This window comes from Pseudomonas sp. NPDC096950, from assembly GCF_044762525.1.
Lineage (GTDB): Bacteria > Pseudomonadota > Gammaproteobacteria > Pseudomonadales > Pseudomonadaceae > Aquipseudomonas.
This window is the reverse complement of the sequence record NZ_JBIWEL010000020.1, coordinates 97,835-110,909: the sequence shown is the minus strand read 5'-3', so window position 1 is coordinate 110,909 and position 13,075 is coordinate 97,835. Positions and strand designations below refer to the sequence as shown.

Sequence of the window (13,075 nt, the reverse complement as noted above, 5' to 3'; positions counted from 1 at the left end):
ACCATGGTCGGCAGAGAACGGCCAAAAGCGGACTGTTAAGCGGACTGTTAAGCGGGCAACAATATAATCGGGAATGCTGGCATTGCATGCAGATCATAGCCGCAGCCGTAAGGTTTCAAATAGCGCACGGTCTTCTTTTTTGGCCGAGCGCGCATGGTGTCGAATGACCTGCAACAGGCATTCGGTGAAGCAGACCGCCGAACTGCTAAGTGCGCCATTGCGGCGCGTTACGATGCTCAGCTGTCGGGGCTCGAACTGCTCGGTCAGCCCCAAGGACACTAGTCGCCCCAGGAATGGCGGGGCTATGCTGACGATAGACGGTCCCCAAGTGCACATGTCGGAACGCTCGACCATCATTTGCAAAATGGCCAGTGAATGAGCACGCACGATTCGACTCTCATCGATCTTCGCTCCGTGCTTCCAGAAGAGCTCCTGCATCAGCCCGTCGTGCCCGTCCGGCGCATAGTTCAGGGTCCAGTCCTCTTCCAGTAACTCGTGGATCGATCGCGCATGCTGTCGCGGGTGACCCTCGCGGACCAGCACAGAGGTCTGGTAATCGAGCAAGGTTTCGCTAGCGAACTCCTGGGTCGATTCTGTGGGATGGAGTTGGCCGATCGCGAAGTCCATGCTGCCGTCGCGCAGCAGGGGCTGGGCAACGGCCATCAGGCTTTCGAACAGTTCCAACTTGATTTGTGGCATACGTTCGCGAAACGCCAGCACGACTTCGGGCAGGAACGTCAGGGCGACCCATGGGGTGATCCCGACGCAGAGCCGTCCTTGGGCCTTCCCGCGCATGTGATCAAGCTCGGTCTGTGCGTGCTCCAGTTGCTTGATCACCAAGCGGGCATGAGTCAGAAGCACTTTGCCGTATTCGGTGAAATTCAGACCGCTGACGGTTCTGGTAAACAGCGGTAACTGCTGGCTGGTTTCCAACTCGCGCAGCGCTTTGGTCACAGCAGCCTGGGAAATCTCCAGCGAACGAGCGGCCGCGCGGATGCTGCCGGTTTCGGCGCTGGCAATCAGCGCATGTAATTGATGCAGTTTCATCTGCCCACCCTAATGACAGCTCATGGTTGTCATCATAACCAAACTGGGCCTCCCCAGCCCAGCGTCCGCTCCATAAGATCGACCCGACAGCGCTTTCGCTGCCGCATAACCCTGCCGAAGGAGAACACCCATGAATGCCGGCCTGGTCCTGCCTGGTATTGCCGCGATGCAAGATGAAATGATCGCGATACGTCAGAGCATTCACGCGCACCCTGAACTGGGTTTTGAAGAATTCGCCACTAGCAAACTGGTTGCAGCGTGTTTGACTCAGTGGGGCTTTGAGGTCAGCATCGGAGTGGGCAAGACCGGGGTCGTTGCGACCCTGAAAAATGGCGAGGGGCGGTCCATTGGCTTGCGCGCTGACATGGATGCGTTGCCGATACAGGAAACCACGGGTCTGTCCTATGCCAGCCGGTTCGACGGTGTGATGCATGCTTGCGGTCACGACGGTCATACGGCAGTCTTGCTTGCAGCCGGTCAGTATCTGGCCCGGACACGGGCGTTCAATGGCACAGTGCACCTGATTTTCCAACCGGCGGAAGAAGGACTGGGCGGTGCCCGGAAAATGCTGGAGGACGGGCTGCTCGAACGGTTTCAGTGCGATGCGATCTTTGCCATGCATAACGTGCCGGGTTATCCAGTCGGGCATTTGGGGTTTTACAGTGGACCGTTCATGGCGTCCGCCGACACGGTGAACATCAAAATCATCGGCAACGGGGGCCATGGCGCGGTACCGCACAAAGCCGTCGACCCGGTGGTGGTCGGTGCCTCGATCGTGATGGCTCTACAGAGTATTGTCTCGCGCAACGTTAAACCGCAGGAGATGGCAATTATCACGGTCGGCTCTCTGCATGCCGGGAGCGCCTCAAATGTCATCCCGTCCAGCGCCGATCTGAGCCTGAGCGTACGCGCCCTGACCCCCGAGATTCGCCAATTGCTGGAGCTCAGAATCACTGAATTGGTCAAGGGCCAGGCCGAGAGTTTTGGCGCACGGGTCCAGATCGATTACCAGCATTGCCATCCGGTGTTGATCAATGATCCCGAACAGACAGCATTTGCTTATGAGGTCGCCCGCGACTGGCTAGGAGAGGAGCACCTGATTGATGACTTGCGGCCCTTCACGGCCAGCGAGGACTTTGCTTTTGTCTTGGAAAAATGCCCCGGTAGCTATCTGGTGATCGGCAACGGCGAGGGAGACGGCGGCTGCCTGCTGCATAACCCCGGCTACGACTTTAATGACGACTGCCTGCCGGTGGGCGCGAGCTATTGGGTCAAGCTGGTCGAACGTTTTCTATGTTGAAACAGAGCATTTTCGCCTGTTGCGCTTGTAAAAAACCTGCCGCCTGAAGAGGAATAAAAATGAACAAGATAATTGCAGTCGCTTCCCTGGTATTCCTGACGTCCTCGGGCCTGGCGGGGGCGGCCGACTGGTCCGGCAAAGTGTTGAAGTTGGGGGTGGATCCGACGTATCCACCCCTGGAATACAAGAACCAGGATGGCTCGCTGACCGGCTTCGGGGTCGATATCGCCGAGGCGTTGTGCGCCGAACTGAAAGCCCGATGCGTCTGGGTGGAAAGTAGTTGGGACGGGATGATCCCGGCACTACTGGCGCGCAAGTTCGATGCGGTGGCCTCCTCGATGACTGTCACTCCCAAACGCCAAGAACAGATATCGTTTACCGACAAGGTGTCCAACGCGCCGGCACGGTTAGTTGTAAAACGCGGATCGGGATTAGAGCCGACCCTCGAATCGCTCAAGGGCAAGCGCATTGGTGTGGAGCAGGGTTCAACCCAGGAGTCCTTTGCCAAAGCGGTTTGGGGTTCCAAAGGCGTGGACGTTGTTTCCTATCAAAATCAGGATCAGGTGTACGCCGACCTGGTAGTCGGGCGACTTGATGCCTCGTTGCAGGGTTCTATTCAAGCCAGTTATGGCTTCTTGAAGACAGCGGCGGGTAAGGATTATGAATTTGCCGGTGCCACTCTGGATGCCCCAGGCTACTTCGGCGTCGGTGATGGCCTTGGTCTGCGCAAGGAGGATGTCGCGTTGCGCGAAGACTTGAACAAAGCCCTGGCAACCATTCTAGCCAACGGTACTTACGCGCGGATCAACAACAAGTACTTCGATTTTGACGTCTACGGCGCCAACTGACGCGTCGTCGCTGACCTTGAACAGAGCGCTCGTTCGAGCGCTCTGCTGCCCCCTTCACCTCACCCTAACAATAACAAGGAGAGTGAGATGTTTCTGGAAGGTTTTGGCCCGCAGATTCTGCTGGGAACCCTGGCTACCCTCAAACTGGCACTTTGTTCATTGCTGATCGCCGTCCTGGCCGGACTGATGGGCGCCAGTTCCAAGTTATCCTCCAATCGTTTGTTGCGCACGCTGGCCACGGTTTATACGACCGTGATCCGCAGCTTGCCGGACCTGGTGATCATGTTGCTGCTCTTCTTCGGTCTGCAAATGGTGCTCAACCGGATGACCGATTGGCTGGGCATTGCCCAAATTGATATCGACCCGTTTCTGGCCGGTGTCGTGACACTGGCATTCATTTACGGGGCCTACTTTACCGAGACTTTTCGCGGCGCCTTCCAGGCAGTTCCGGTGGGGCAAATCGAAGCGGCGAGAGCTTACGGCATGACCCACGGGCAGACCTTTCGCAAAATCCTGTTCCCGCAAATGTTGCGTCATGCGCTCCCCGGCATCTCCAACAACGTGCAAGTGTTGATCAAGTCGACTGCGTTGGTATCGATCATCGGGCTGACAGATGTGGTCAAGGCTACACAGGATGCAGGCAAGGGCTCGATGCAGTTCTTTTACTTCACGCTGGTCGGCGGCCTGATTTACCTCGCCATTACCACGGTTTCCAATGGTGTGTTGCTGTGGCTGGAGCGCCGCTATTCGGTTGGCGTCAGGAAGGCTGCGTTATGAACGATATTCTCCAGGAGTACTGGCAGGCTTACCTGTGGAGTGATGGGCCGTATTTTTCCGGGTTGGCGGTGACGTTGTGGCTGCTCATACTTTCGGTGGTGATGGGTTTTGTGCTCGCAGTGCCGTTGTCAATTCTCCGAGTCAGCCGCAACCCGCTGCTGCGCCTTCCGGTTTGGTGTTACACCTACGTATTTCGTGGTACCCCGTTGTACATCCAGCTGTTGTTCTTTTATACCGGGGTGTACAGCTTGCATGTGGTGCGGTCCCAGGACTTACTCAACGCGTTTTTCCGTGACGGTTTCAACTGCACTGTACTGGCCTTCGGGCTCAATACCTGTGCCTACATGACCGAGATTTTCGCCGGTGCCATCAGAGGAACAGGTCATGGCGAAATCGAAGCCGCCAGCGCTTTCGGGATGAGCCGATTCTCACTCTATCGCCGGATCATTCTGCCGTCGGCGTTGCGCCGCGCGCTGCCGTTTTTCAGCAATGAAGTGATTCTGATGCTGCATTCCACTTCTGTAGCTTTTACCGCCACGGTGCCCGACTTGCTAAAGATCGCCCGGGACGTCAACTCGGCGACCTATGCATCCTTTACTGCCTTTGGCATTGCCGGAGTGTTGTACGCCGCCAGTGCTTTTTTCCTGATCTGGCTATTTCGACGCGGCGAACTGCATTGGCTGACCTACCTCAAACCTCGGACGCACTGACCCCTTTCGGATTTGCTCAAATGTATAAATTGATCGTTGAAGATGTTCATAAAAACTACGGCAATCATGAAGTATTGAAAGGGGTTTCTCTCAAGGCCAGGGCGGGTGATGTTATTAGCATCATCGGCTCCTCCGGGTCCGGGAAAAGTACCTTCTTGCGTTGTATCAACCATCTTGAACAACCTTCAGCCGGGCGAATTGTCGTCAATGACGAAGAGTTGCTCACCCGCAGAAACTCAATCGGCGAGTTGTGTGTGGTTAACCCCCGGCAGTTACGGAGCCTGCGCAGCCGGTTATCGATGGTGTTTCAGCACTTCAATTTGTGGAGCCACATGACCGTGGTGGAAAATATCATCGAGTGCCCGATGAGCGTGCTCGGTATCAGTCGGGCGCAGGCACTGGAGCGGGCGCGTCATTACCTTGCCAAGGTGGGGCTGCCACAAAAAGTCGAGGCCCAGTACCCGGTGCATTTATCCGGCGGCCAGCAACAGCGGGTCGCCATTGCACGTGCGCTGGCCATGGAACCCGAGGTGATACTGTTCGACGAACCGACCTCAGCCCTTGACCCTGAACTGGTGGGCGAAGTGCTCAAGGTCATGCAGCAACTGGCCGAAGAAGGCAGGACAATGGTGGTCGTCACCCACGAAATGGCGTTTGCCAGGCAGGTGTCGAACCACGTTATGTTTCTGCACCAGGGGCGGGTGGAAGAGTCGGGAGCGCCAGGCTCAGTGCTGGAACAGCCTCAAAGCGAGCGGTTACAGCAGTTCCTGACCGGGAGTCTTAAGTAGTTATATTTCGATATTTCAGACGTGGAGGCTAAAGTTGAAGACTAACGCCAGCAGAGCAATGAACCGACCGCTTCTGGCCGAATGCGGGCGGCCAGGAGCGACAACTATCGGCCAAAAGCTGCCATTGGACGTGTTGAAAATATCCGGTGAACGAAAACCTCTTCAGCCACTCTAATGAGCGCAGGGAGCGCAAGCCTCACCACCGCGCTTGACTGCCCTGGTACGTTGCTAACATTCATGCCAATAAACGTTTGCGGAAGTGGTGTAGCGCTTCAAAGTACTGGTATAGGGGTTCCTTCGGGGAGCCATGATTGCAACGACTCTAGGGTCTTTGAGTGATGATTAACAATGAATACTCCTGCTGAACTGGTTTCAGACGAATCTGTTCGGATGAGCATCGTTCGTAGATATGCCATTCTTGATACCCCTCCGGATGGCGCATTCGATCGTGTGACCGCCATAGCAGCGCGCCTCCTTGGAACTCCGATAGCAATCGTGAGTATCGTCGATACCGATCGGATCTGGTTCAAGTCCCATCATGGGCTGGAAGCACAACAAATTCCCCGCAATTCAGGGCTCTGTGCCTCAGCGATCTTACAAAGCGAGCCTTGGTTAGTAACGGACGCCAAGCATGATCCTCGAACGCTTGCTAATCCCCTCGTCGCAGGCGAATTTGGGCTTCAATTTTACCTTGGTGTGCCGCTGCACACGCACGATGGCTTCAATTTGGGTACCTTATGCGTATTGGACACGCAGCCACGCACTGTTACCCAAGAACAGATAGACACATTGACGGATCTTGCAAGCGTCGTGATGGATCAGCTTGAGCTGCGCCTTTCCGCCATGCGATCCATAGCAGAGAAGCAAGCTGCGCTGAATCATTCCCACCTGATGGCCGAGGAAATTGACCATCGAGTTATGAACAGCCTACATTTGATTGTGTCGATGCTGAGCATTCAAAGTGCTCAGTTGGGCAGTTCTGAAGCCGCAAAGGAAATTTCTAGAGCGGCAACTAAAATATTTGCCGTAGCAAATGTGCATCAACATATTAACGTCGGCAAGGCTGCCACCACCCTCGATAGTGCCGACTATCTGGTTCAACTGTGTGCAGGCTTGTCCACAATGCTAGGTCGTGGGGATCAGGTGGCGATTTCGGTCGACGCCGTCCCACTCGCCTTGGCCAGCGAACAACTGAGTCGACTCGGCCTTATTGTTAACGAGTTGGTGACCAATGCCTTGAAATACGGTGCCTCCAAGGTCAACGTAAAATTAACACCTTATCAGCAACAATACTGCTTAACCGTAAGTGACAATGGTAGTGGGCTTCCAGCAAATTTTGATGTCGATAAAATGTCCGGGCTGGGAATGAAAGTAATTACTTCACTCGTGAGAAACCTTGGTGGTTCTCTGAGTCATGAGCGTAATGCAAACTTAGGCGGCACCACTTTCCAGATATTTTTTTCTCCTATGATGAGTTCGCACCCTCCTCATTGAGGCCCCTAAAGAGGTTGGATAACAAGCTGGATGCCATCATCTCAGATCCGCCCGTGTTTGCCGGTGTCGAGGCGGCAAGCAGCCAAACGCCAGAGGTGATTGATACTCTCTTAGTAGGTTTTGGCGGGCAGCCGGATACTTCGCCCACTGGACCACAAGCAGACCAACCCTCGGAACTTGCCGCAGCAGCAAGCCGTGCAGCCCGCGCACGCGATATTTCACTATGAGAGAAACACCTAATAAGTGGGCTCTTTTACCCGCCTTCAAGCGTTTTGTTAACAAAAATCATGACTCAAGTCTGGATACAGTCGCGGCTGAATATTTGGCATGGAGAATGCTGACCGTTTACCAGACCATTAACGAGAATGAAAGCGGTTAAAGTAGGATTAGTAGCGCTATTCAGCCAATTAAGCGTGCACCCACTACATAAATAAAATCTGAAGGCGGAATTAACCGCTCATGGTTTTAGCCCAATTTTAGGAGCACCCTTATGCGGTATGAGCCTTTAATTCTTACGTTAGTGCTCTTTCTTTTTATTGCTTTGATTGGAGCCGCCTGGAGTCTGATTAATCTGTTCAGCGGATAAGCGTAGCAACGCAGACTTTAAAACGGCGCATGCGTTTTTACACACTCCGGGCCAGTAACTTCCGATCTAAAAAAATTCGTTATTGCATATGAATGGACTTCAGTTTCGTCTCGACGCGCAATTGTCGCTGACAAACTATCCGCATCGCCAGGCACAAGTGTTAATGACTTGGTAAAGTCCTCATGGGCATTACTCAATTATCCCATACTTTCAAATGCAATGCCGCGACCGTAAAAAGCGGCGTCATGCTCTGGATCGAGCACTATGGCCCGATTAAGCTATCGACAGCCTTGGCATACTTTTTTTGTGCGTTAAACAGCACGCCTCTATTGGTGAAAGCAGAAACAAATCTCGGCTTCAATTTTATCGCGGCGTCACAATCAAATAAATCCTGGTCATATTTCTCTTGCCAGTAAAACATGAGGCCGCGACTGTTATGCGCTTCCGCGCTTTTAGGATTAAGACGAAGGGCCTCATTGAGGTCCGACTCAGCTTGGCCATACTTCTCTGTAAGGGCATACGAAGCCCCCGTCCGCTTAGTGCTTTCGAGTTTTTGGGGTCAATGAGGATGGCAGCGCTATAGTCAGCAATTGCGCTGGGATAGTTATTGGTGGCGAAATATATACCGCCACGATCGTAATAGGCGTCTGTTACTTTGGGGCTCAATTTTATGCTTTCCCTGTAATCGGCGATGGTCTTTTCAGTTTCTCCGTGCGCGGCATAGGCAAGTGCACGATTGAAATAGGTGTCGGAGCCAGATGAGTCTAAGTGCAACGCGACGCTGTAGTCCGCGATGGCATGCCCGTACTCCTGTAACTCTTCTGCGAAGACTATCCCGCGATTTCTCAATAAACCAGCCAACCCAGCACCCGAATACTTTTTCGACTCAATGGCTTGAGTGCAATTGACTATTTTTTTCTCTGTCTCACTGGCTTTCGACGGGCACAAGTCAGCTATATCGGTAACAGCATATGCCATTATTGGGCTCGCCAAAGCCAATACACTGCACAGAAATTCGCTTAACGCCCTTACACAACGAAAAATAGCTGCTTTACTTTTGCCGTTGGAGCTTTTAACCGCAATTTCGCCTGACATGCTAGCTTTCGTGGCCACAAAATTCGCGTATTTGCCATGGACACCACGTGATCCATTCTGTGAAAAATGTGTATTGTCTATGGACATCGAAGACCTAATTTAAACCTTCACAAATATTCATCCAAATCGATGTCCATGGGTTGACATCTTTCCTTTATGTCGATGAGGCGTTCGCCGACCTGACGGGCATCGACAGCCTGGATGCGCTGGGCCGGAAGATCCGAAGCCAGGTGCTGCGCTGTACCGGTATCCCGGTCGGTATCGGCATTGCCCCCACCAAAACCCTGGCCAAGCTGGCCAACCACACGGCAAAACGTTTGCATGCCCAGACCGGAGGGGTGGTGAATATCTGCGACCAGGTGAAACGCGATTGGGTGCTGCGCAACACCGACGTGGGGGAGGTATGGGGAGTGGGCCAGCGCATGAAAGTGCACCTGAACACCCTCGGCATCAAGTCGGCGATGGACCTGGCCAAGGCCGATGCCTGGTCACTGCGCAAGCATTTCAGCGTGGTGATTGAAAAGACTGCGCGGGAGTTAGCCGGTACGCCATGCCTCGAATTGGACGAGCTCGATCTGCCCAAGCAGGAGATCTGCTGCAGCCGGATGTTCGGCAAGCGGCTGGAGGAATTGCCGCCGATCAAGGAGGCGGTGGCCACGTACATGATGCGCGCCTCGGAAAAGCTCCGGGCCCAGAATTCGCTGTGCAAGAAAATCCGAGTCAGCATCCGCACCGGGATGTTCAATCCCGAGGAGGCCAAGTACGCGAGCAGTGTGGTGGTGGACTTGCCCTACCCGACGGACGACGTGCGTTTGCTGACAAAAGCGGCGGTGGATGCACTCGATCGGGTATTCCGGCCAGGCTTTAACTACAGCAAGGCGGAGGTGATGCTGCTGAACCTGTGCCAACCCGGTGAGTATACCGACGATCTGTTTGCGGCGTCACAGCCTGCGGAGGCGACTCGAGTGATGGCAGTGCTGGATCAGATCAATGGCCGGTGGGGAAGAGGAACGCTGCGTTCCGCCAGCGTGCCGAGCTGTCCGGATTGGGCCATGCGCCGTGATTTGATGAGTCAAAGTTACACCACGCGGCTGGACCAGTTGTGGACCGTGAACTGCCATTGAGTGTTTGGTCACCTGAATCCGACACTGTTACAGCTCGACGATAAACCCTGGTTCTTCGGTGATGGTCTTGCCTGAGTTCAAGTGATCTGAAAATCCGACTTTTTCAACGGAATCGGCCGATTTCTGCCTGTCACGAAGGGCAGGAAGCAACCCGATGTTGACGGTCAGCAGGACATGGGTATCTTTATTGCACGGTGCCAATCTTGCATCGGCTGTCGTCTATACTCACTTTCGCCACCATCCCATGTGCTAATCAACGAACGCAAAATGTCAAACGATTGGCAGAGTGATCTGACTTGAAAGATCGTGCAATATACCTATGATTCCAGGCCTACACGAACGGCTTCGAACGGCGAACGCCCTATTTTGAGAGAACGATCCTCGTGGAGCCTTTTCCAGACGAATCGCACGAATCAAACACCACCCAATACGTTTTCGGCCCGTTCTGCGTCGTGCCTGCGAAAAGGTTGCTTGAAAAAAATGGAGCTCCAGTTGAGATCGGTGGGCGAGCGCTGGATTTATTAATCGCCTTGCTGGTACGACCGGGCAGGGTGCTGACCAAGAGCGACCTGATCAAGCAGGTGTGGCCCGATATCATTGTCGAGGAAGGCAGTCTGCGCTTTCATATGACAGCCCTTCGGCGGATTCTCGGTGATGGTGACGAGCACGCGCGATATATCACCACGCAGGTCGGTGTGGGATATGCGTTTGTGGCACCGCTAGAAATACAACTGGCCGGGAGCCAACCAGTAGTTATCGACGCAGAAGCTACCGACGGCGAGCGTGTGGAGACCCAATGTAATCTACCACCGAGAGCGAAGCTGTTCGGACGCGAAACCGATCTTCGATTAGTTGTCGATCACATGCTGCAGCCCAAACTATTTACCATCGTCGGCCCCGGTGGCGTTGGCAAAACCAGTCTTGCCATCGAGGTGGCGCACCGCATTTGCGCACAGGGTTACCAGACTGCGCGTTTCGTGGATCTGGCTCAGGTCGAAGACCAATCGCTGGTGCTTTCTGCGCTGGCCAGGTCACTGGAAATACCGGTTCAGGCAGAAGACTCCTTGTTTGTACTGCTCGCGCACTTACGCACGCAGAGGGTGTTGCTGGTCATCGACAACTGTGAACATTTGATCGATGCGGTTTCAGCGATCGTTGAGCAAATCAGTGACACGGCGCCGAATGTCGGGATTCTGGCCACCAGTCGCGAACCGCTGCGGGCCCGTGGCGAATACGTTCACTGGCTCAATCCTCTCGAATTTCCCCGCGAACTTCAGCACCTCTCTATCGATGAGTTGCTGGGTTTTTCAGCAATCAGACTGTTTGTCGAGCGTGCATCAACGGGTAACACAGCACTGGTGTTGGACGATGATGATGCGCAGTTGATTGCCGACATGTGCCAACGTCTGGAGGGTATGGCACTGCCGATCGAGCTGGCGGCAATGCGCGTTGCCAGCCATGGACTGAAATCCACGCACGCATTGCTGGGCGAGCGTTTTTCTCTGGGCTGGTCAGGACGCAGGACGGCCTTGCCACGGCATCAAACTCTGCGCGCGATGCTCAATTGGAGCTATGACCTACTGTCGCCGCTGCAGGGGCTGGCGCTGGAGCGGCTTTCGGTTTTCGTCGGGCCGTTTTCTCAGGAGGCGGCGTCCCAAGTCATCGCCGATACCCAGATCGACACTGCCGCCGCGGCGGCGATCCTCGATGAGTTGGTCTGCAAAGGTCTGGTCACAATTGATCACAGCGATTTAAGGTGGACCTACCGTCTGCTAGAGATGACCCGCGCCTACACCCGGGAGAAGCTGGCCGCCAGAGGTGATGTCGAGGTCAACGCTCTGGCGTTCAGGCATGCAGCTTTCTATATGGATCTGCTGGAACGCCTGGGCACGTCGCCCAATGAGATTTTCGAAAAATCGGAGCGTCTTGCCAGTCAGTTGGGCAACGTCAGAAGTTCGCTGGAATGGAGCTTCGGGCCGCAGGGTGATCCAGGGCTCGCGTTACCACTGGCAGCGGCCAGCGCACCGTTGTTCCTGCATTTTTCTTTGTTGGCCGAGTGCCGGACCTGGTGCACACGGGCGGCTGAATTACTAGAGCTGGGTTATTTTGGCACACCTACTGAAATGGAGTTGCAAGCCGCGCTCGGTTTGGTACTGATGTTCACTCGTGGCAACAGCGAGGCGGCGCAGAAGGCTTTGCTCAGGGCGCTCGACATCGCCATCGCGTTGTCGGATTACTGGTCCCAACTCAGGCTGCTCGGACGGCTACAGATTTTCTATGAGCGCATCGGCGATTTCGCTTCCTCTCTGACATGGGCCGAACAGGCCAGCGAGGTCGGCAACATTTTGAACAAGCCCGAAGCGATTGCCATTGCCGCTTCGCTTGCGGGTATTTCACATCATCTACTTGGCAACCAGCCGCTTGCTCGTCAGCAGCTGGAAAGCTCATTGCGTAACAGCTTGCCGTCAAAACGCAGCGGTACGATCTACTACGGTTTCGATCATCGTAACCGCACCGGGTTGGCGTTGGCTCGAACCCTCTGGCTGCAGGGTTTCCCTGACCAGGCCCGACGCTGGGCAGAGCAGATAGAGGCCGAGGCATCTGCGCTGCAGCATTCGGTCACCTATTGCATTGCGATGGTCTGGATCCTGTGCATTTACATCTGGACCGGAGATTTGCAGAAGGCGGCGGTGAGTCTTGAACGCTTCGCCACAATCGCTGAATCCAACGCACTTGGCCCTTACATTGCTGCAGCTCGTGGCTTCCGGACGTCGATTGCCATACGCGCCGAGCAGCCCGACAATTCTGTCGCGGTGCTCGAAGAAAGTCTGGCGCAGCTGCACGGCATGCGCTACGAACTGCTTACGACCTCATTCGAAATCTCGCTGGCCGAAGGTTTGATTCTGAGTCACCAATATGAAAAAGCCCGGGTATTGGTTGACGGTACGATCAGTCATTGTCGCGTCAGCGGTGATGCCTTTGCACTGCCGGAATTGCTGCGAATCAAGTCCGGACTCATCAAGGTCATGGATGGCGATGACGTGCATGCTGCGTCGATCATGCTTGAAGAGTCACGTACCTTGAGCCGGGAGCAGGGTGCCTGGGCCTGGGAATTGAGGGCATCGATGGACTTGGCGAAATTATGGCTGGAACAGGGCAATCGGCTGCAGGCGCTGGAGATGCTCAGGGTATGCCGTGAAAGGGTATCGGAAGGCTTCGACACACTTGATGTGCGCCGCCTGGAAGCACTCTGGCAGAAAACCCTGGGCGATACACAACCGTCTTGATGCCGTCGCGCGCAGCGAA

Annotated in this window: 10 protein-coding genes and 1 pseudogene; 8 read left to right on the top strand and 3 right to left on the bottom strand. The window is 54.7% G+C overall.

The features are described from left to right. Positions 1-93 precede the first annotated feature (93 nt). Positions 94-1,047: a LysR substrate-binding domain-containing protein gene (locus tag ACIQY3_RS25605; protein WP_403025291.1), complete on the bottom strand. Its 954-nt coding sequence runs from the start codon at positions 1,045-1,047 to the stop codon at positions 94-96. Between the two features lie 130 nt (positions 1,048-1,177). Between ACIQY3_RS25605 and ACIQY3_RS25600 the strand changes: the two genes are divergently transcribed. The 6 genes from ACIQY3_RS25600 to ACIQY3_RS25575 all read left to right on the top strand — a co-directional run bounded on the left by ACIQY3_RS25600 (position 1,178) and on the right by ACIQY3_RS25575 (position 6,964). Further along, a complete protein-coding gene (locus tag ACIQY3_RS25600) occupies positions 1,178-2,347 on the top strand; it encodes a M20 aminoacylase family protein (protein ID WP_403025288.1) in 1,170 nt (389 codons plus the stop codon). 59 nt (positions 2,348-2,406) lie between these two features. Then, positions 2,407-3,195 carry an ABC transporter substrate-binding protein gene (locus ACIQY3_RS25595; RefSeq protein ID WP_403025285.1) on the top strand — a complete coding sequence of 263 codons (789 nt, stop codon included), beginning with the start codon at positions 2,407-2,409 and terminating at the stop codon, positions 3,193-3,195. Positions 3,196-3,282: 87 nt separating this feature from the next. Then, entirely contained in the window at positions 3,283-3,972 is a 690-nt protein-coding gene (locus tag ACIQY3_RS25590) for an ABC transporter permease (RefSeq protein ID WP_403025282.1), read from the top strand. Next, positions 3,969-4,682 carry an ABC transporter permease gene (locus ACIQY3_RS25585; RefSeq protein ID WP_403025279.1) on the top strand — a complete coding sequence of 238 codons (714 nt, stop codon included), beginning with the start codon at positions 3,969-3,971 and terminating at the stop codon, positions 4,680-4,682. The genes ACIQY3_RS25590 and ACIQY3_RS25585 overlap by 4 nt, the downstream gene beginning before the upstream one ends. 20 nt (positions 4,683-4,702) lie before the next feature. Beyond that, entirely contained in the window at positions 4,703-5,470 is a 768-nt protein-coding gene (locus ACIQY3_RS25580; protein WP_403025276.1) for an ABC transporter ATP-binding protein, read from the top strand. 348 nt (positions 5,471-5,818) lie between these two features. Then, positions 5,819-6,964, top strand: a complete 1,146-nt coding sequence (locus ACIQY3_RS25575; protein ID WP_403025274.1) for a sensor histidine kinase — start codon at positions 5,819-5,821, stop codon at positions 6,962-6,964. 848 nt (positions 6,965-7,812) lie between these two features. Here the strand turns inward: ACIQY3_RS25575 and ACIQY3_RS25570 are convergent. Both ACIQY3_RS25570 and ACIQY3_RS25565 read right to left on the bottom strand, forming a co-directional pair. Then, positions 7,813-7,998: pseudogene (locus ACIQY3_RS25570) on the bottom strand (hypothetical protein); the annotation flags it as partial. Next, complete coding sequence (locus ACIQY3_RS25565) at positions 7,914-8,528, bottom strand: tetratricopeptide repeat protein (RefSeq protein WP_403025365.1); 615 nt, start codon at positions 8,526-8,528, stop codon at positions 7,914-7,916. The pseudogene ACIQY3_RS25570 and the gene ACIQY3_RS25565, both read right to left, overlap by 85 nt. Before the next feature lie 257 nt (positions 8,529-8,785). On the opposite strand from ACIQY3_RS25565, the gene ACIQY3_RS25560 reads away from it, so the two are divergent. Together ACIQY3_RS25560 and ACIQY3_RS25555 are read left to right on the top strand one after the other, a co-directional pair. After that, the gene (locus tag ACIQY3_RS25560; protein ID WP_403025271.1) at positions 8,786-9,769 is read left to right on the top strand and encodes a DUF4113 domain-containing protein; all 984 of its coding nucleotides are present in this window, start codon (positions 8,786-8,788) and stop codon (positions 9,767-9,769) included. Positions 9,770-10,152: 383 nt separating this feature from the next. Next, positions 10,153-13,056, top strand: coding sequence for an ATP-binding protein (locus ACIQY3_RS25555; RefSeq protein ID WP_403025268.1), 2,904 nt, complete (start codon positions 10,153-10,155; stop codon positions 13,054-13,056). Positions 13,057-13,075: the final 19 nt, after the last annotated feature.

Coding starts and splice junctions, on each gene's coding strand:
- ACIQY3_RS25575 (WP_403025274.1), top strand. CDS start 5,819: ATGAATACTCCTGCTGAACTGGTTTCAGACGAATCTGTTCGGATGAGC.
- ACIQY3_RS25600 (WP_403025288.1), top strand. CDS start 1,178: ATGAATGCCGGCCTGGTCCTGCCTGGTATTGCCGCGATGCAAGATGAA.
- ACIQY3_RS25605 (WP_403025291.1), bottom strand. CDS start 1,047: ATGAAACTGCATCAATTACATGCGCTGATTGCCAGCGCCGAAACCGGC.
- ACIQY3_RS25595 (WP_403025285.1), top strand. CDS start 2,407: ATGAACAAGATAATTGCAGTCGCTTCCCTGGTATTCCTGACGTCCTCG.
- ACIQY3_RS25580 (WP_403025276.1), top strand. CDS start 4,703: ATGTATAAATTGATCGTTGAAGATGTTCATAAAAACTACGGCAATCAT.
- ACIQY3_RS25585 (WP_403025279.1), top strand. CDS start 3,969: ATGAACGATATTCTCCAGGAGTACTGGCAGGCTTACCTGTGGAGTGAT.
- ACIQY3_RS25565 (WP_403025365.1), bottom strand. CDS start 8,528: ATGGCATATGCTGTTACCGATATAGCTGACTTGTGCCCGTCGAAAGCC.
- ACIQY3_RS25590 (WP_403025282.1), top strand. CDS start 3,283: ATGTTTCTGGAAGGTTTTGGCCCGCAGATTCTGCTGGGAACCCTGGCT.